General features: G+C 73.4%; 11 protein-coding genes and 1 pseudogene. 3 read left to right on the forward strand and 9 right to left on the reverse strand.

Features of this window, described 5'->3' with window-relative positions; genetic code table 11:
* Positions 1-2: 2 nt before the first annotated feature.
* Genes malQ through ACIGW4_RS14625 form a run of 9 tightly spaced genes read right to left on the reverse strand, consistent with a single transcriptional unit; the run spans position 3 to position 13,873 of the window.
* On the reverse strand, positions 3-2,081 hold the full coding sequence (malQ, locus tag ACIGW4_RS14585; RefSeq protein WP_399580574.1) for a 4-alpha-glucanotransferase: 2,079 nt from the start codon (positions 2,079-2,081) through the stop codon (positions 3-5).
* Positions 2,078-5,167, reverse strand: a complete 3,090-nt coding sequence (locus tag ACIGW4_RS14590) for an HAD-IIB family hydrolase (RefSeq protein ID WP_399580575.1) — start codon at positions 5,165-5,167, stop codon at positions 2,078-2,080. Before ACIGW4_RS14590 ends, malQ begins: the two co-directional genes overlap by 4 nt.
* 11 nt (positions 5,168-5,178) lie before the next feature.
* Positions 5,179-6,294, reverse strand: coding sequence for a sugar phosphate nucleotidyltransferase (locus ACIGW4_RS14595; protein WP_399580578.1), 1,116 nt, complete (start codon positions 6,292-6,294; stop codon positions 5,179-5,181).
* Positions 6,287-8,410 carry a glycosyltransferase gene (locus tag ACIGW4_RS14600; protein ID WP_399580580.1) on the reverse strand — a complete coding sequence of 708 codons (2,124 nt, stop codon included), beginning with the start codon at positions 8,408-8,410 and terminating at the stop codon, positions 6,287-6,289. Before ACIGW4_RS14600 ends, ACIGW4_RS14595 begins: the two co-directional genes overlap by 8 nt.
* Position 8,411: 1 nt before the next feature.
* Positions 8,412-9,944: a phosphotransferase gene (locus ACIGW4_RS14605; protein ID WP_399580582.1), complete on the reverse strand. Its 1,533-nt coding sequence runs from the start codon at positions 9,942-9,944 to the stop codon at positions 8,412-8,414.
* Between the two features lie 8 nt (positions 9,945-9,952).
* Positions 9,953-10,753 carry an ABC transporter permease gene (locus ACIGW4_RS14610; RefSeq protein ID WP_123456742.1) on the reverse strand — a complete coding sequence of 267 codons (801 nt, stop codon included), beginning with the start codon at positions 10,751-10,753 and terminating at the stop codon, positions 9,953-9,955.
* Entirely contained in the window at positions 10,750-11,565 is an 816-nt protein-coding gene (locus ACIGW4_RS14615; protein WP_399580586.1) for an ABC transporter permease, read from the reverse strand. The genes ACIGW4_RS14610 and ACIGW4_RS14615 overlap by 4 nt, the downstream gene beginning before the upstream one ends.
* A complete protein-coding gene (locus tag ACIGW4_RS14620; RefSeq protein WP_123456744.1) occupies positions 11,562-12,584 on the reverse strand; it encodes an ATP-binding cassette domain-containing protein in 1,023 nt (340 codons plus the stop codon). The genes ACIGW4_RS14615 and ACIGW4_RS14620 overlap by 4 nt, the downstream gene beginning before the upstream one ends.
* Entirely contained in the window at positions 12,581-13,873 is a 1,293-nt protein-coding gene (locus tag ACIGW4_RS14625; protein ID WP_398706276.1) for an aspartate aminotransferase family protein, read from the reverse strand. The genes ACIGW4_RS14620 and ACIGW4_RS14625 overlap by 4 nt, the downstream gene beginning before the upstream one ends.
* 240 nt (positions 13,874-14,113) lie before the next feature.
* Here ACIGW4_RS14625 and ACIGW4_RS14630 point away from each other — a divergent pair, with 240 nt between their 5' ends.
* The 3 genes and pseudogenes from ACIGW4_RS14630 to ACIGW4_RS14640 all read left to right on the forward strand — a co-directional run.
* Positions 14,114-15,181: a glucose-1-phosphate thymidylyltransferase gene (locus ACIGW4_RS14630; protein WP_398706278.1), complete on the forward strand. Its 1,068-nt coding sequence runs from the start codon at positions 14,114-14,116 to the stop codon at positions 15,179-15,181.
* Positions 15,178-16,170, forward strand: coding sequence for a dTDP-glucose 4,6-dehydratase (gene rfbB / locus ACIGW4_RS14635; protein WP_398706279.1), 993 nt, complete (start codon positions 15,178-15,180; stop codon positions 16,168-16,170). Before ACIGW4_RS14630 ends, rfbB begins: the two co-directional genes overlap by 4 nt.
* A 141-nt stretch (positions 16,171-16,311) precedes the next feature.
* Positions 16,312-19,377, forward strand: a pseudogene (locus ACIGW4_RS14640) (alpha-amylase family glycosyl hydrolase); the annotation flags it as partial.
* Positions 19,378-19,396 lie beyond the last annotated feature (19 nt).

The raw sequence follows: 19,396 nt of genomic DNA on the forward strand, positions 1-19,396 counted from the left end.
CGTCAACTAGAACCCGGCTTGACATGCCTCTCCTCGTTGGTCACTCGGTGTGCTTGCGGCCGGCGTGCGTACACCTCGGCCAGGTGGTGGACGAGCGGAGCCTCGGAAAGCTCCTCCAAGGACACGGGACGGCCCTGTCCGTCGGCGATCGGCAGGCACCAGTTGGGGTGGACGCCCGCCGTGCCCGGCAGGTTCTGCGGCCGCCGGTCGCCGGTCGTGTCCGGGAGCCAGACGCCGATCATCCGGGCCGGCGTCAGGCTCAGGTAGGTGTGCAGGGCGGCGACCTCGCCGGCGGGATCGGGCAGGAGCCCGAGCCGCGCCAACGCGGCGAGCCAGCCGTCCCGTTCGGCGGAGGCCTCGGCCTTCTCCTGCTCGGGCGACCGGGCGAGCAGCCCCAGCGAGGCCCGCAGGTCGACGTGTTCACCGCTGAGCCAGGCCGCCGTGGTGGGCAGATCGTGCGTGGTCAGGGTGGCCAGGCAGTGTTCACGCCACTGTTCCGGCGGCAGGGGGCCCGCCCTGCCCTCGGAGCCGCCCTCGTACTCGAAGCGCTGCACCGCCGTCCCCAGCACGCCCCGCGCCGCGAGCTCCTCGCGCGCCTCCGGCTCGACCGTGCCGAGGTCCTCCCCGATGACGAACGCCCCGGCGGCCTCCGCCTCGGCGCCCAGCACGGCCAGCATCGCCGCGCCGTCGTACCGGACGTACGTGCCGTCGGTCGGGGGCCGCCCCTCGGGCACCCACCAGAGGCGGAAGAGCCCCATGACGTGGTCGACGCGGAGGGCGCCGGAGTGCCGCAGCCCCGCACGCAGCAGACGGGCGAAGGGCCGGTAGCCCTCCGCGGCCAGCGCGTCCGGACGCCACGGAGGCTGCCCCCAGTCCTGGCCGGCCGGGTTGAAGTCGTCCGGCGGAGCCCCCACCGACATGCCCTCGGCCAGACAGTGCTGGAGCGCCCAGGCGTCGGCCCCCTCGGGCGCCACCCCCACCGCCAGGTCGTGGACGAGCCCGACGCGCATCCCGGCCTCCCGCGCGGCGCGCTGGGCGCCGGCGAGCTGCTCGTCGGTGATCCAGGCGAGCCACCGGTGGAAGTCGACGGCGCCGGACAGGACCCGCCGGGCGTCGGCCACGACCGTCGACCGCGGATCGCGCAGCGCGGCGGGCCAGGAACGCCAGGCCGGGCCGTGGACCTCCGCCAGCGCGCACCAGGTGGCGAAGTCCGTGAGGTCGCGGCCCTCCCGCGCCGTGAACGCGGCGAACGCCGCCTCGCGGCCCGGTGGACGGGGCACCTCGTACACCTCGCGCAGGGCCGCCAGCTTCAGCTCGCGCACCTCCTCGCGGCGGATGAGCGACTCCCCGGCGAGCACGGCGGAGTTGAGGGCCGCGGCCCGGTCCGCCAGCCGCCGGACGCGGGCACGCGGCCCCTCCGCCAGGTACGCGAACTCGGGGACGGCCTCGACCCGCACGTGCATGGGGTCGGGGAAGCGCCGGCTGCTCGGACGGTAGGGCGACGGATCCGGCAGCGGGCCGGGCTCCATCGCGTGCAGCGGACCCAGCTGGACGAAGTCCGCCCCCAGGTCGCGCCCCGCCCAGGAGGCCAGCTCGGCGAGGTCGCCGAGGTCGCCCATGCCCCAGGAGCGGCGCGAGAGCAGGAAGTAGAGCTGGACGAGGAAGCCCCAGGAGTACGGTGCCGGGACCGACCCGTCCGGCGCGACCAGCAGCACCGCGGCGTCCCGCCGTCCGTCCCGCTCCACGCTCAGGGTGTGGGACCCCGCCGGCAGCGGCTCGTCGAGTTTCCGCGTACGGCCGTCGGAGCAGAGCACCTCGGCCCTGGCCCCGGCCGGCAGCGCCGGGCGGGGGCCGCGGGGGCCCCGCACCACGACGCACGGCGGGACGAGCCGGCGGGCCCGCTCGGCGCGGTGGGCCGCGAGGGCGGCCTCCGCGGCGGCGGGCGTCGAGGCGTCGACGCCGCACGCGGCGAGCACCGCCACCAAGGTGTCCCGGGAGACCTCCACCGGACGTCCCCGGTCGGTGCGGTAACCCGTCGCCACGCCGTGGGCCTCGGCGAGACGGGAGAGGGGGTCGCTCACACGCCACCTCCCATGGGCGTCACCGGCGTGCCGAAGAGGCGCTCGAGGACCTCCGCCACGCCGTCCTCCTCGTTGCCCGGCGCGATCTCGTCCGCGACGGCCCGCAGTGCCGCGTGGGCGTTGGCGACCGCCACACCGTGCCCGGCGAGCGCCAGCATCGGCATGTCGTTGGGCATGTCGCCGAAGGCGATCGTCTCCTCGCCCGTGACGCCGAGGAGCTCCAGGGCCCGCGCCACCCCGGTGCCCTTGGTGACGCCCCGCGGCAGGACCTCGACCATGCCCTGGACGGAGTGCACGACGGTCACCTCCTCGCCGCAGAGCCGGAGGGCCGTCTCGGCCAGCTCGTCGTCCCCGAGGACGCGGTGGTGCAGCACCAGCTTGTCGATCGGCGCCTCCCACAGCAGCGAGCGGTCAGCCGTGACGTCCCAGCCGTGTCGCACCCGCTCACCGAACCCCGGGGTGACCTTGAAGCGGCTCTCCGGGGGAGAGGTCACCACCCCGAGCTCGAGCGGGCCCACGAGGTCCTCGACGCGGGCCACGACCGAGCGCGCGAGTCCGGTGTCGAGGCGCTCCGCGGACAGCAGCCGGTCCGCGCCCGCGTCGTACAACTGCGCGCCCTGGCCGCAGACGGCGAGCCCCGTGTAGCCGAGGGAGTCGAGGAGCCGACGGCACGCGGCGGCCGGGCGGCCGGTCACCACGAGGTGCAGGGCTCCCGACGAGGCCACCAGGTCGAGTGCGCGCCGGGTCCGCGACGAGACCGTCAGATCGCCGCGGAGCAGCGTGCCGTCGAGGTCGGTGGCCACGACACGGTAGGGCGGGGCCTCCGGGAGGGGGACGTGGTCCCAGGTCACGCGGCCGTCGGCGAGCGTGAGCCGGAGGACGAGACCCGCCCGCAGGCCGTCGGCCGGGACGGAGCCCCGGAGGACGCCGTCGGCGTCCCGCCGCAGCGCGGTGGTCCGGGTCGTGCCGGCGGACGGCACAGGCTCGTCCGACAGCGCGGCCTCGGCCGCCGATTCCAGGGGCTCCGGACCGGACGGGTCCGTGTCGCCGGGGGTCGCCGCGTCCCCCTCGACCACGACGTCGACCGCCGCCACCTCCGGATGCCGGTACTCCACCCGGAGCGTCCCGTCCGGCCCGGCGGACGAGACGCGACAGCGGTGCCGGACCGGGGCCATCAGCGCCATGCGGTCCGCCGCCTCCGCCAGCTCGGCGCAGCGCGGGAAGTCCGCCCGCCGGAACGCGGCGGCGAACAGCGCCTCGTACGCGGCCCCGTCGAGTTCGGCGCACCGCCCGTAGGCGGCGGCGTCCCCCAGTTCGAGGGCGCGCCGGGCGATCGCCTCCCTGTGCTCGGTCCACTCCGCCCCGTCGAGCAGATCGAACCATCCGTACCGGATCGCGTCCCCCGCCGGCAGCCGGCGGGGAACGTCGTCGAGGAGCTCCCGGAACGCGCCGAGGCGACGGCGGGCGCTCTCGCCCCAGGTGAAACCGCGGGCGGTCCCGGAAGCCGCGGCGGACAGCCGCGCGTACTCCCCGGGAGCCTCGCGGAACGTCCGCTCCGCGGCACGGATCCGGTCCGCGAGCAGCGACGCGAGCTCGCGGTCGTCGTCGCGGAACGAACCGCGGACCGCGAAGCCCGTCGCCGCCGGGTCCCCGTGGGGAAGCGCGTGCCCGAAGTGGGCGGTGGTCCGCTGCGCGGTGGCGACGGGCACGGCGCCGCAGGCCATCGCCTCGGCCTGGGCGATGAGGAACCCGTCGAGCTCGAACTTCGACGGATAGACGCAGAAGTCGGCGCAGGCGGCCTCCGCGAAGAGCGCGTCCTCGTCGACGAGCCGCCAGTCGAGCCGCACCCGGTCCGGATACGCGTCGGCGACCCGCTGGAAGTACGCGTTGGCGGGCGCCGCCCCGGCCGCTCCGCCCGCGCCCGTCGCGCACCGCAGGAGGAAGCTGACCTCCGCACCGCCGGCCAGGACCTCCTCCACGGCCCGCAGCAGCTCCAGCTGGCCCTTGTGGTGCACGGCGTACCGGGCGGCGTGGTAGAAGACCGGCCGGGCCGGATCGAGTCCCAGGGAGCGCAGCACCGCGTCGCGGTCGACCCCCGCCGGGTCCCTCTCCAGCCACGTCCCGGACACCCCGCAGCCCCCGTCGAACAGCTTGCCCGCCTGCTCGCGCAGCAGGCCGGAGACGGGCAGCGAGGCGACGTACCGCTCCATCGGGGTGTCGGCGAAGGTGCTGTAGTGGTCGCGCTGACCGGGGGAGACGAAGTCCACGAGGTCGGCGTGGGCGAGGAGCTGCGGGAAGAGGCCCACGTGGTCGGGGCCGTACTCGGTGTGCAGGCGCGTCGCCGCGAGGGCCCGCACCATGGCGGCGGCCGGCGAGTCCTCCGGCGGCGGCGCCTCCTCCCAGGCGTCGAGGGAGACCGCCCCGCCCGTCCCGGCGCCGGCACCGGCCGGGGCGGGGGACACGTCGAAGAGAGCCAGCAGGGCCTCGGTCTGGGGCCGGTAGACCTTCTGCGTGATCGGAGCGTTGGCCGCCACCGTACTGACACAGCGCCACCGGGGGTCGTCGCGCAGCACCAGCGGGACGAGGTGGTGGTAGGACGGCTCGAAGCCGTGGACGATCGCCGGCTCCTCCCCGCCGAGCCGCTCCCGCAGGAAGCGCAGTCCGGCCACCTGGAAGACCAGCGGCTTGAAGAACGACAGGTCCCGGCCCTCGGAGTCCGGCGGGGGGTACAGCCGGTCGGGCAGCAGGTCCAACTGGGCGTCGGACAGGAAGTACACGTCCACGCCGTCGAGCCGCAGCAGATGGGCCCGGGTCGTCAGCGACAGCGCCGTCTCGGCGGGACGGCCCGGCCAGGTCTTCGGATCGAGCACCAGCGGCACCGTGTGGTCGAGCCGGAAGTCGAGGTCCTCGATCGCGTACGACTCGCGCAGCCGGTCGAGGTGCCCGTGCGCGGGGGTGACGATCGACACCCGGTGTCCCAGGGAGGCGTACTCCCGGGACAGGTTCCACACCAGCGGCGAGAGGCCCCCGCGCATCAGCCGGGAGTCGAAGCCGCCGCATTCGTAGGCGAAGTTGATGATGTGCATGGACGTGCTCCTCAGCGTGCGGCGTTCGGCGCGGGTTCGACGTGCTGGACGAAGCCGTTCTCCAGGACGACCGCGGAGTCGATGTCGGCCCCGTCGGGCACCACGGCACCGGGCAGCACCACGCTGCGCCGCACCCGCGCCCCCTCGCCGATCCGGACGCCGGGGAAGAGCACGCTGTCCTCGACGTGTCCCCGGCTGACCATGTCGAAGGGGACCACGGAGCGCCGGGCACCCGGCGAGTCGACCCGGCGCCGTTGCAGGTAGGGCGAGATGGTCCAGGGCAGGGCCTGGACCGGCAGTCCGGCGTCGGAGCGGGTCATCGCGAGATGGGCGCGGTGGTAGCGCTCCACCGTGCCGATGTCCTCCCAGTGGCCCTCGACGCGGTGCCCCCGGATCCGTTCCCCGGCCGCGAGCATCGCCGGGATCACGTCCCGGCTGATGTCGTGCTGCCAGTCCGTGCCCTCCAGCTCCTCCAGGTACCGCCGGAGCACCTTGGCGTCGAACACGCAGAAGGCGGCGAACACGAGGTCGGACGTGGGGTGCTCGGGCTTCTCCACGAAGGTGGTCAGGGAGCCGTCCCGGTCGAACGCGACCATGCCGAAGAGGTGGACCCAGCGCGGGTCGATCCGCTGGTAGGCGACGGTGAGCGCCGCCCGCGACGCGATGTGCCGCCGGATCAGCGGGCCGTAGTCGAAGCGGTAGACGTGGTCCGCGTGGAGCACCATCACGTGCTCGGTCCGGGGGCCGAAGACGTACTGCTCCTTGCGGATGAGGGCGTCGGCCGTCCCCTTCTCCAGGGGCCAGGTGCGGTCGGGGAGCCGCGGGGGCAGTTCCTCGCCCGCGGCGTGGTACGCCGCGTCGTACGGGCCGAAGTGGACCCGGAAGCCGCGCGAGGTGCCGTTCCAGGCGGAGTGCAGGTCGTCCATCAGCAGGCGCTCCTCGTACTGCGAGAGCAGGAGCACCTCCCCGAGGCCGGAGTCGCGCGCGTTCGCCAGACTGAAGTCGATGAGCCGGCAGGCGCCGCCGTACGGCACGAGCGGCTTCAGCCGGCCCTCGCCGAGCCGCCCCATGCGCTCGCCCCGGCCGCCGGCGAGCAGGACGGTGCGGACCTGGTCGGACTCAGCCATGACGCACCTCGTCCCAGGCGATCCGGCCGTTCGAAAGGGTCAGGAGCAGCCGGGCGTCCGTGCCGGCGGGCGGAGCGGCACCCCTGAACTCCCCGGTCTCCCCGCGGGTCCACTCGGTGACCTCCGCCTCCGCCCGGCCCCCGGGGCCCCGGGGGCCGGGGACGACCAGTTCGACGCGCTCCGCGTGGGCGAGCCGGTACCGCAGGCCGTCCCCGTGGGGCGCGCACCGGTCACCGAGGAGGGCCACCCGCTCCGGAGGGATCGCGTCCGGCCACCGCTCCGCCACCGCCTCGCACACGGCGAAGTCGGCACGCTCCCAGGCGGCGTCGAAGAGCCGGAGGGCCAGGGGCGGGGTGACGGGGCCCAGCCGCTCGACGGCGGCCAGGTCGCCGGCCGCCACGGCCGCGTCGAGCACCTCCTGGGGGCGCTCCTGCCAGGTCCGGGACGGCAGGACGTCGAACCAGCCGTGCCGCAGGGCCGTGTCGGCCGTCGGCCGGGGGGCGGTCCCGCGCCAGAGGTCCCGGAAGACCTCCAGGTGGAGGTCGGCGCAGTGGTCCCAGGTGAAGGAGCGGGCCACCTGCCGGGCACGGGCCGACAGGGCCCGGTACTCGTCGGGTTCGTCGTGGAAGAGGCGCACGGCCCGGTGGAAGCGGTCGGCGAGCCCGTCGACGAGGAGCGCGTCGTCCTCGGCGAACGACCGGTTGACCGAGAAGCCGGTCCGCGTCGCGTCCTCGGCGGCGTGCCGGAAGTGGGCCGTGCCCCACTGGGCGGTGGCCACCGGCACCGCCCCGCACGCCATGGCCTCGCCCTGGGCGATGAGGAAGGTGTCCATCTCGAACTTGGACGGGAACACGCAGAAGTCGGCGGAGGCCGCGTAGGCGAAGACCCGGCTCTCGTCGACCCGTTCCCACTCCAGGTGCACCCGGCCCTTGTGGCGCTCGGCGACCTCGTGGAAGTACGGGTCGTCGATGCCGGTGCCGGTGATGCAGCGCAGGACGAAGTTGGCCGCGAGCCCGTCGGTGAGGACCCGGTCGATCGCCCGGACCAGTTCGACCTGGCCCTTGTGGTGGACCGCGTAGCGGGCGTTGTGGAAGAAGGTCGGCAGCGACGGGTCCAGACCGAGCCCGGACAGGACGCCGTCCCGGTCCACCGCGTCCGGGTCCCGGGCGAGCCAGCCGTCCGAGATCGCGCAGCCGCCGACGAACTGCTTGTGCGCGTTGCGCCGGACCGTCCGGGAGATCGGCAGCGCCGCGAACAGCTCCTCGAACGGGGTGTCGCGGAAACCGTTGTAGAAGTCCCGTTGGCCGGGGCAGAGGAAGTCGATCCCGTCGGAGTGGTCGGCGACCAGACCGTAGACGGTGAGGTGGTCGGCCGGGTACTCGTAGTGCAGATGGGTACGCGTCTGGTACTGGCGCTGGGCCTCGCGCTCACCGGCCGGAAGCGACGGCTCCTCGTCCGCCGGCGGGGCTGCGCCGAGGAGTGCGAGGAGCCTGCGGACCTCGGGTCCGTACACCTTCTTGGTGATCGGCATGTTGCTCTGCACGGTGGTGACCACGCTCTTCAGCGGGTCGCCGCTCAGCGCCGGAGGCAACAGGTAGTGGTAGTAGGGCTCGTGGGCGTGGACGATCGCCCGTTCGCCGCCGAACCAGCCGCGCAGGAAGCGCACGCTGTCGACCTGGAAGACCAGCGGCTTGAAGAAGGTGAGGTCCCGGCCCTTCGCCGAGTACGGCGGGTAGAAGGTGTCGGGCAGCCGGTCCAGGTGGTCGTTCGACAGGAAGTAGAGGTCGACGCCCTCCAGACGTATCCGGTGCGCCGTGGTGCGCAGCGGCACGTCCACCTCGGCTGGGAAGTCCCGCCACACCTCGGGGTCGAGGACGAGGGGGAGGGTGTAGGAGTCCTCGTAGGGGAGGTCCTCGACCGTGTGGCGGCGGCGCAGGTCGTCGAGGCGCCCGTGAGCGGGCGTCACGATGGACACCCGGTGGCCTTTGCGGGCGAAGGCGCGGGAGAGGTTCCAGAGGTACACCGAGGTGCCGCCCTGGAGGAAGGTGTGGTCGAAGCCGCAGCATTCGAAGTACGTCTCGATGACGTGCAGCGGTTCGTCGGTCACGTGACTCACGTCAGGTCCTCGCGGTCAGGGTGCGGGCGAGCGGGGAGGGGAGACCGAGCGCCATGGCGTGACGCAGGTCGATCGCGGCGTGGTAGGGCCGGGCGTGCGCGAAGTTGTAGTCGAGTTCGTGCAGCAGGCGGCGCAGGTAGAGCAACCGTCGCAACGGCTCGTCGGAGGCGTCGGGACCCGGACCGGCACGGTCCCCGTCGGATCCGGCGGGCGCGAGCAACAGGCCGGCGACGTGCCGGCGCCACGTGTCCGCCGCCTCGAACACGAGCAGGAGCACGGACCGCTCGCGCGGCGGCAGGCCGGCGCCGCCGTCGAGCGAGGCGAGCATCGTCTCGGTGGAGTCGACGCCCAGGAGCCGGGCGCTCTCGTACGCGGCCTCGTCGGCGGCGAAGTACTCCAGGGCACGTCCCAGCGCGACCAGGTCCTGCAGCGGGGACTGCTCGGCCCAGCCCGGGACGTCCGGGCCCGTGCTCGGGGTGGAGATGTCGATGAGCCGGGGCGGGTCCCACAGCAGGTGCGACAGGTGGAGGTCGCCGTGGCAGGGCCCTGCGGGGTGCGTGCCGGCCGCGTCGAAGGCCGTCCGCAGCAGCGCGATCTCCCGGGTCAGGGAGTCGAAGGCGGAGTCCAGCGCGGCCGCCGGCAGCCCCGCCTCGCGGCCGGCCCGCTCGGCGAGGGCGTGGCACCGCTCCTCGGCGGCGCGGAGGGCACGCTCGACGGGGTAGTCCGGCGGGGGAGTTCCCCGGCCGAGGCGTACGCGCAGTTCCTCGTGGAACCCGCCGAGGAACGAACGGGCCGTGCGGAGCGGGGTGGCGAGGGGGGCGAGGTGCTCCCGGACGAGGCCGTCCAGGCGCGCGGGGCCGCCGGCGCCGCCGGACGGGGCGGACTCCCGGACGCCTCCCGGGCCGCCCGTCAGTCCGGGCCAGAGCGCGCGCAGGTTCGCGCGCAGCGGGGTGTCGATCCCGCTGCCCGGCGTGTACGCGTAGACCACTCCGAGGGCCAGTCGCTCCGTGCCGCCCGGGGGCACGTACCCGTAGTCGCCGAACCACCGGGGCGTGTGGGCGCTGCCGTCCATCAGGCGCAGCAGCTCGGGCTCCCGCACCTCGGCACCGAGGGAGCGGTAGGTCTTGTGGAGGTGGGGACGGCCGTCGATGTCGAGGAGCGAGAGCGAGTTCGAGGACCGGCCCTGCGCGAAGGGGAGCGGGGAGACCGCGCGGGCCCCGGCCGTGCCGCGGAAGTCGACGTGACCGCCGCGGGCGGTGGGGATCCGGCCTCCGGCCGCCATCAGCCGCACGCAGGCGAGGTCGAAGCCCTCGGAGCCCTGGGCGTCCACCAGGCGGCCCGACCCGTCCGCGCGGGCGGGGACGAGGAGGAGCCCGCCGTGCGCCGGGCCGCCGACGACGGACACGACGAACAGCGTGATGCCGGAGCCGAGGGGGGCCTCGTCGACCGGCACGCAGCGGTCGGCCCGGCGGACGTCCTCAGGCGGCCAGTCCGCGCCGCGCAGCAGTTCATGGAGCTGGGTGTCGCTGGTCACGCAGTTCGTCAACTCCCGGTCATCTCGTATCTGGAAAGGCCGCGCCGCCAGAGCGACAGCGCGGCGAGCAGGGAAAGGCCGGTCACGACCGGAAGCCACCGGACCAGGCCGGTGGAGCCGTGCAGCAGGTAGACGGCCGGCGCGTACGACGTGAAGGCGAAGGGCAGCACCCAGGTGAGGAGCATCCGCAGCGACGGGTGGTACAGGTCGAGCGGATAGCCGGCGAACTCGGAGACCTGGGTGGCCGTCTGCATCGCCGGCATGCTCGTCACCGTCCAGAACGACAGGGACGCGAAGAAGAGCTTCACGGCGGCGTGGATCAGCGCTCCGCAGAGGATCAGCGGCACCACGAGCGCCCATTGCAGGGCGGTGGGGTCGAGACCCAGCTCGGCTCCGGACCAGAGCACCAGGGCGGTGCCGACGGCCAGTTCGCCGAAGCCGTCCGGGTGGAAGAAGCGTTCCGACAGGAGCGAGAAGAGGGGGTTCGCCGGGCGGATCAGGTAGCGGTAGAACTCGCCCCGCTGGACCAGCTTGCGGCTCAGCTCCCACAACTGGTCGGTGAAGAGGTGGTCGAGCCCGCGCGGCAGCAGGGAGCAGCCGAGGAGGAAGAGCACCTGGTGGTAGGACCAGCCGGCGACGGCCGGGACGTGGCTGAAGACCACGCCCACCGCCAGGGTCTGGAGTCCCACCCGGACGAGGAAGGCCCCGGAGCCGAGGAGGAAGTCGAGGCGGTACGCGGTGAGCCGGTGCAGGCCCACGCCGCCGAGGAAGAAGGCCAGGCGCAGATGGCCGCCGACGGTCCGGTTCATCCGCCCAGCACCTCCAGTCGGCCGGCCGCGGCGCGCCACAGCGCGGCGCACAGCAGTACGAGCCCCGCGGCCCAGCCGAGCTGGTGGCCGAGGACGGCGACCGCCCCGCCGACCCCCTCGTACCGGCCGAGCAGCAGGGTGAGGGGGCCGTCGGCCATGGCGCGGAAGGGCAGGGCCATCGCCAGGGTGTGCAGGGGGCCGGGCAGGAGGGCCAGCGGAACCATCTGGCCCGCGAAGAAGGCGACGATCCCCTGCTTGACCATGCGGACGCCCCAGGTGTTCGTGGTGACGAACCCGGCCATGCCGGTCAGCAGGTTCACGCAGAAGGCGATGACCGCCGAGAACGCGGTGGACAGGACGAAGAGCGCCGCGTCCACCGGGGTGGGGGCGGTCAGCGGGACGAGGACGGCGAAGAGCACGAGCAGCGGGACGCCCACGAGGAGCGCGTTGGCGGCGATCACGGGGAGGCAGGCGGCGAAGCGGACCAGGGGATAGCTCACGGGGCGCACGAGCATCACCGCGATGTCGCCGCGGTAGACCTCGGCCGCGACATCGTCGTCGACCCGGTTGGCGTGCACCACGGCCAGGACCTGGGCGATCACCAGGTAGGTGGTGACGCCCGCCGGGGTGAAGCCGCCGGGCCCGGGGCCCGTGGAGCCGGCGTAGACCGCCCGCCACAGGAAGACGGTGACGGCGGCGCCCGCCGCTGCGGTGACGCCGGTGACCAGGAAGGTGGAGCGGTACTGCAGCAGGGACTGCAGCCCACTGGTGGCGAAGGGCACGTAGGCGCCGGCGTGCAGGGGGCCCCTCACCCGGCACCGCCGTCCCGCGCGGCGCGGGCACCGCCCCGGTAGGTCTGGCGGAGCACGGTCTCCAGGTCGGGCTCGGGGGCGTAGCAGTCGGCGAGCTCGAAGTGGTCCAGGAGGAAGCCGAGCACGTACCGGGAGGTGAAGGCGTCCGCCGGGTAGTCCACCCGGATCCGTCCCTCGCCCGTGAGGCCCGCCGTGGCGCCCGGGAGCCCCGTCTCGATCCGGAGCACGGTGTCCGCCACGCCGGGGCCGCCGCGGTGGTCGAAGACGACCGACCGGCGGTCGGCGCGGCGCAGCAGTTCGTGGAGCGTTCCCTCGTGCACGACCCTGCCGCCGTCCACGACGAGCGCGTCGTCGCAGATGGCCGAGATGTCGGAGAGGTCGTGGCTGGTGAGCAGCACGGTCGTGCCCAGTTCGGCGTTGGCGCGGTTGACGAGGGCGCGGACGGCTTCCTTGAGCACCATGTCCAGGCCGATCGTGGGCTCGTCCCAGAAGACGACCTTCGGGTCGTGCAGCAGGCTCGCCGCGATCTCGGCCCGCATCCGCTGCCCGAGGCTCAACTGGCGTACCGGGGTGGTCCCCAGGGCGTCGATGTCGAGGAGCTCCCGGTAGAGCGCCAGGTTCCGCTCGTACACCGCGTCCGGTACGTCGTAGATCCTGCGCAGGATCTGGAAGGAGTCCGGCACGGAGAGGTCCCACCACAGCTGGCTGCGCTGCCCGAAGACCACGCCGATCGAACGGGCGTTGTCCCGGCGCTGCCGGTAGGGTTCGACGCCGTTGACCAGGCATCGGCCGGAGCTGGGGGTCATGATGCCGGTGAGCATCTTGATGGTGGTCGACTTGCCGGCCCCGTTGGCGCCGATGTACGCGGTCTTGGAGCCGGCGCGGAGGTGGAAGGAGATGCCGTCCACGGCGCGCACGGTCCGGTACTCGCGGGTGAGGAGGGTGGAGAGGCTGCCGAGGAGGCCCGGCCGCCGCTCGGCGACGCGGAAGTCCTTGGTGAGCCGTTCGGCGACGATCACGCGGCCACCACCCGTTCGACGGCCCGTCCGAGGATCCGTACGCCTTCGTCCAGGAGCGCCTCGTCCAGGGTGAAGGGGGGAGCGAGCCGGATGATGTGGCCGCCGACCGAGGTGCGGAGCCCCAGTTCGAGCGCGGTGGTGTAGACGGCGCGGGCGATCTCGGGGGCAGGGGCGCGGGTGGCACGGTCCCGGACGAACTCGAGACCGTGCAGCAGGCCGACGCCCCTGACCTCCCCGAGCACGTCGAACCGGGCGTGCAGGGCGGCGAGCTGCTCGCCCAGCCGGTCTCCCAGCACCCGGACCCGGTCGATGAGCCGGTCGCGCTCCACGACCTCGAGCGTCGCCCGCGCGGCGGCGATGCCCAGCGGGTTTCCGGCGTAGGTGGACGCGTAGGCGCCGGGCGGAGCGGCCGCGGGGGAGTGCAGCAGGTCGCGCCGTCCCGCGAGGACGGCGAAGGGGAAGCCGTTCGCCATCCCCTTCGACATCGCCACGAGGTCCGGCTCCACGCCGAGGAGTTCGGAGGCGAGGAAGGCTCCCGTGCGGCCCCCGCCGGTCGCCACCTCGTCGGCGACGAGGAGGACGCCGTTGTCACGGCAGGATTCCGAGACGCGCTCCCAGTAGCCGGGGGGCGGCACGACGACCCCCGCGGCGCCGAGCACCGGCTCGAAGACCAGGGCGGAGACGTTCGGCTTCGACGCGATGTGCCGGTCGACGAGAGCCGCGCACCGGACGTCGCAGGTGGGGTACTCCAGTTCCAGCGGGCAGCGGTAGCAGTACGGCGCGTAGCCGAGGACGCTGTTCCCGGCGAAGGCCTGGTGGCCGACGTCCCAGTGGACCAGCATCCGGGCGCCCATGGTCTTGCCGTGGAAGCCGTGCCGCAGTGCGCCGATGCGGTTGCGGCCCGGTTCGGCCGTGGACTGGACGACCCGGAGCGCGGCCTCCACCACTTCCGCCCCGGTGGAGAACAGCGCGTACGTGTCGAGGCGTTCGGGCAGCAGACGCGCCAACAGCTCGAAGAAGGCGGCTCGTTCGGGGGTGGGGCTGTCGTGTACGTTCCACAGCCGTTCGGCCTGACGGATCAGTGCCGCCACGACCTCCGGATGGCCGTGTCCCAGTGACTGGGTGAGCGTGCCGGCGGCGAAGTCCAGGTACTGGTTGCCGTCGAGGTCCGTGAGGACGGCCCCGCGCCCTTCGGCGAAGACGCGTTTGGCGAGTGCCGCCTCCTCCGAGGCGCCAGGGGCCAGATGCCGTGCCTCCCTGACCAGCAGTTCTCGCTGGTGACCTGCCACCGATGCCCCCATGGGTCGCACGAACTGAAGTGCGTCGAAAGCCAGTTGATCGTTTCGATGTGCGAGTCAAACACTCTCCGGTGACGAGTAGCAAGAGATTTCAGAAACTTTCAGACACGGCTTGCAGTTCACCGCGCGGCTCTGCTTGAGTCGCCGGTGCGACCGCCGACAAGTGCCTCGAGAGCGAGGAGGGACCGTGCACAGACACCGCCAGGCCGCACCCCACCGAAGGCAGCCGATGTGAAAGCCCTGGTCCTGGCCGGCGGTACCGGCAGCCGACTGCGCCCCTTCACCCACTCCGGGACCAAACAACTCCTGCCGATCGCCAACAAGCCGGTGCTCTTCTACGGGCTGGAGTCCATCGCGGAGGCCGGCATCAGCGAGGTGGGTCTCGTCGTGGGCGACTACGCGGACGACATCCGACGGGCCGTCGGCGACGGAGGATCCGCCTTCGGACTCGACGTCACGTACATCCCGCAGAACCGCCCGCTCGGCCTCGCCCACGCCGTCTCCACCGCCCGCGACTTCCTCGCCGACGACGACTTCCTCGTCTACCTGGGCGACAACTACCTCCAGGACGGCGTACGGGACTTCATCGCCCGTGCGAGGATCCGGCCCGCCGCCGCCCGACTGCTCGTCACCTCCGTCCCCGACCCCAGCGCCTTCGGCGTGGCGGAGGTCGAGGAGACCGGCCGCGTGACACGGGTGGAGGAGAAGCCCGTCCACCCGCGCAGCGACCTTGCCCTCATCGGCGTCTACGCCTTCAGCCCCGCCGTCCACGAGGCGGTGGGCGCGATCCGTCCGTCCGCCCGGGGCGAACTGGAGATCACCCACGCGGTCCAGTGGCTGATCGACGACGGACAGGACGTCCTCGCCGAGGAGACCACCTCCGTGTGGCGCGACACCGGCAGCGTCGACGACATGCTGGAGGCGAACCGCCACGTCCTGGACGGTCTGAGCGGGCGGCTCGAAGGAAAGGTGGACCCCGACAGCGCCGTCGTGGGACGCGTCCGCCTCGGCGAGGGCGCCGTGGTCCGGGGGTCGCGGATCACCGGACCCGTCGTCATCGGCCCGGGCAGCGTCATCAGCAACGCCGTCATCGGCCCCTACACCTCGATCGGCGCCAACTGCCGCGTCCACGACAGCTCGATCGAGGCGTCGGTCCTCCTCGACGGCGCGGACGTCGAGTGCGCCGGCCGCATCGAGCGCTCCTTCATCGGCCGTGACGCCGTCGTGGCGGCCCCCCGATTCCCCTACGCCCACCGCCTCGTCCTCGGCGACCACAGCAAGGTGCAACTCCACCCATGACCCGACGCATACTCGTCACCGGCGGCGCCGGATTCATCGGCTCGGCCCACGTCCTGCGCCTCCTCGGCCCCGACGGACCGCCGGACGTCTCCGTGACCGTCCTCGACGACCTGACCTACGCGGCCGGCCCCACCCATCTGGACCCGGTGCGCGACCACCGGCTCTTCCGGTTCGTCCACGGCAGCGTCACCGACGCGGCGCTCGTCGACCGGATCGTGCCCGGACACGACGAGATCGTGCACTTCGCGGCCGAGTCCCACGTCGACCGGTCGATCGAGGACGGCTCGCTCTTCGCCCGCACCAACGTCCTGGGCACGCAGACCCTCCTGGACGCGGCCGTCCGGCACGGGGTGCGGACCCACGTCCAGATCTCCACCGACGAGGTGTACGGCTCGATCGCCGCGGGCGCGGCCTCGGAGGACGCCCCGCTCCGGCCCGGCTCGCCCTACTCCGCCTCCAAGGCCGCCGCCGACCTGATGGCACTCGCCTACCACGCGACCCACGGCCTGGACGTCCGGGTCACCCGCTGCTCCAACAACTTCGGACCGCGCCAGCACCCCGAGAAGCTGATCCCGCGCTTCGTGACCGCCCTCCTGGCCGGCCAGGACGTACCCCTGTACGGCGACGGCTCCCAGATCCGGGACTGGCTCCACGTGGAGGACCACGTCACCGCCGTCGAACTGGTCAGGAACGGCGGACGCCCCGGCCGGATCTACAACATCGGCGGCGGGACCTCTCTGACCAACCTGGACCTGACCCACCGCCTCCTCGGACTCTGCGGTGCCGGACCCGACCGGATCGTCCGGGTGACGGACCGCAAGGGCCACGACCAGCGGTACGCGGTGGACGACACCCGCATCCGGCGGGAACTCGGCTACGAGCCCCGCGCCGACTTCGCCACGGCCCTCGCCGACACGGTCCGCTGGTACGCGGACCGGCGCCCGCGGACGTCCGACGACCGCCCCGCCGCCGGGGCCGTCCGCCGCTGAGACCCGGCCGGCGCCCCGCCGAGCCGTTCCTCCCTTCCCGGAGCCGGGCCGAACCGGGCCCGGCCGCCCCTTCCGTACGCACGTCCCTCCACGCTCCCGAGGAGCAGCACACCCGTGACCGGACCCCTCCGGCGCTCCGCCATGACCCTGGCGACCGCCCTCCTGGCGACGGCCCTCACCGGCACACCGTCGACGGCGTCCACGACACCGGCGCCCCCGTCGGCGCCCCCGCCGCCGTCGGACCGGGCCCTCGCCGCACAGCCCGCCCGGCACGACCTCACCCGCGAACAGTTCTACCTGGCCCTGCCCGACCGGTTCGCCAACGGCGACACCGCCAACGACCGGGGCGGCCTCGCCGGCGGCCGCCTGGAGACCGGCTTCGATCCCACCGACAAGAAGTTCTTCCAGGGCGGCGACCTCAAGGGCCTCACCCAACGCCTCGACTACATCAAAGGCCTGGGCACCACCGCCCTGTGGATGGCCCCCGTCTTCACCAACATCCCCGTCCAGATCAGAGGGGACGCGAAGGACGCCACGGCCGGCTACCACGGCTACTGGATCACCGACTTCACCCGGGTCGACCCGCACTTCGGCACCAACGAGGACCTGAGGACCCTGGTCGACACGGCCCACGCCAAGGGCATGAAGGTCTTCTTCGACGTCATCACCAACCACACCGCCGACACCGTCGACTACGCCGAGAAGGAGTACGGCTACCGCCCCAAAGGCGCGTTCCCCTACCTGGACAGCACCGGACGCCCCTTCGACGACACCGCCGAGACCCCCCGGGTCGACGCCGACTCCTTCCCGTACACCCCGGTCGTCACGAAACCGGCCAAGGTCCCGGCCTGGCTCGACGACCCCACGATGTACCACAACCGCGGCGACTCCACCTTCGTCGGCGAGAGCGGCCTCAACGGGGACTTCTTCGGCCACGACGACCTGTGGACCGAACGTCCCGAGGTCGTCGAGGGCATGAAGCAGATCTACGAGAAGTGGGTCGAGGACTTCGCCATCGACGGCTTCCGCGTCGACACCGCCAAGAACGTCGACATGGACTTCTGGACCCAGTGGGCCACCGCGCTCGACGCCTACGCCGCGACGCGGGGACGCGGGGACTTCTTCATGTTCGCCGAGGCGTTCTCGGCCGACGCGACGATCACCGCCCCCTACGTCACCCGAGGACGGCTCGACTCGACGCTCGACTTCCCCCTCCAGGCCGCCCTGCGCAACTACGTCTCGCGCGGCGGACCCGCCGGAGACCTCGCGCACGTCCTCGCCCAGGACCACCGCTACACCACCGACAAGGCCAACGCCTACGAGCAGGTCACCTTCCTCGGCAGCCACGACATGGGCCGGATCGGCGCCTTCCTCACCCAGGACAACCCCGGCGCCACCGACGCCGAACTGCTCCGCCGCGACCGCCTCGCCCACGAACTGCTCCTCCTGAGCCGCGGCAACCCCGTCGTCTACGCCGGCGACGAACAGGGCTTCACCGGCGCCGGCGGCGACGCCGACGCCCGCCAGACCCTCTTCGCCTCGCAGGTCCCCGACTACCTCGACGACGACCTCATCGGCACCGACCGCACCCACGCCACCGACGCCTACGAGCCGAGCCACCCCCTCTACCGGGCGATCGCCGGGCTCTCCCGCCTGACGAAGCGGCATCCCGCGCTGCGCGACGGCGTCCAGATCGAGCGCCACGTCGCCGCCGGGCAGGGCGTCTACGCCTTCTCCCGCGTCGACCCCCGGGACCGCACCGAGTACCTCGTCGCCGTCAACAACGCCGAGGAACCCCGTACCGCCTACGTCCCCACCGGCGCCCCGCACCAGGACCTCCTCCCCCTCTACGGCACCCGTCGCCCCCTGCGCAGCGGACCCACCGGCAGCGTGACCGTCACCGTGCCCGCCCTCTCGACCGTCGTCCTCAGGGCCCGCACCCCGCTTCCCCGCAGCGCGGCCGCACCCGCCCCCACCCTCTCCGTCCCCCCGGCCGGAGCCCGCGGCACCGTGGAGATCGGCGCCGCCGTCTCCGGGGACCCCCTCAGCCGGGTGGTCTTCGCCGCCCAGGTCGGCGACGGTCCCTGGCAGGTCCTCGGCTCCGCCGACCACGCCCCGTACAAGGTCACCCAGCAGCTGTCCGCCACCGTGCCCGCCGGCACGACGGTCCGCTACAAGGCCGTCGCCGTGGACGGCTCCGGCCGCACCGCCGCCGCCCTCGGCGCCACCACGACCGGCGAGAACCCGACCCCGGCCAAGCCGAAGGCGGAACACCGGCACCTCGTCGTGCACTACCGGCGGTCCGACGGCGACCACGACGGCCTGCGGCTGCGCACCGGTTCCGGCACCGCGGAGTTCGCCGGCCGGGACGCGTACGGCGCCTTCGCGTGGGTGACCCCGCCCGAGGGGACGACGAGCCTCTCCTTCACCGTGGAGAAGGACGGCGTCCCCGACGGTCCCGCACGCGTCCTCGACGTCACCGCCGCCGGCGAGGCCTGGACCCACCAGGGCACCACCCTGGTCGACGCCGTCCGCCCCGCCGCCGAAGCCCCCCAGGACCCGACCAAGGCCGTGATCCACTACCACCGGCCCGACGGCGACTACGACGGCTGGGGACTGCACGCCTGGACCGGCGCCGCGCACCCGCCCGAATGGAACGACCCGATCCGGCCCGCGCGCCGCGACGCCTTCGGCCTCGTCTTCGAGGTGCCCCTCGGCGAGAGGGCCGGCTCCCTGAGCTACATCCTCCACAGGAAGGAGGAGAAGGACGTACCCACCGACGAAGCCCTCGACTTCCGTCTCCACGGCCGCGAGGTCTGGCGTCTCGCCGGAGACCCCGTCTACCTGTCGCCCTCCCTCGGCGGGGCCTTCCCGCTCGACCTGGGCCGCAGCGACGCCGTCTGGCTCGACGGCACCACCGTCGTCTGGCGCGGCACCGGCACCGGAGTCGCCAGTCAGCAGCTCGTCTACGCCCCCGGAGGCATCACGCTCGCCGACGGGGCCCTCTCCGACGAGGGCCGGTGGCTGCGCCTCACCCCCACCACCCTCACCGCCGACCAGCGAGCACGCCATCCCCGGTACGAGGGCTGGTCGGCCTTCGCCCTCGATCCCCGCGACCTCGACCGAGCCGCCGAGGCGCGACGAGGACAGCTGATCGCCACCCAGCGGGCCGCCGACGGCGCCCTCCTGGGCGCGACCGGCGTCCAGCTCTCCACCCACTGAACCG

The organism is Streptomyces sp. NPDC053513, from assembly GCF_044544765.1.
Taxonomy (GTDB): domain Bacteria; phylum Actinomycetota; class Actinomycetes; order Streptomycetales; family Streptomycetaceae; genus Streptomyces; species Streptomyces litmocidini.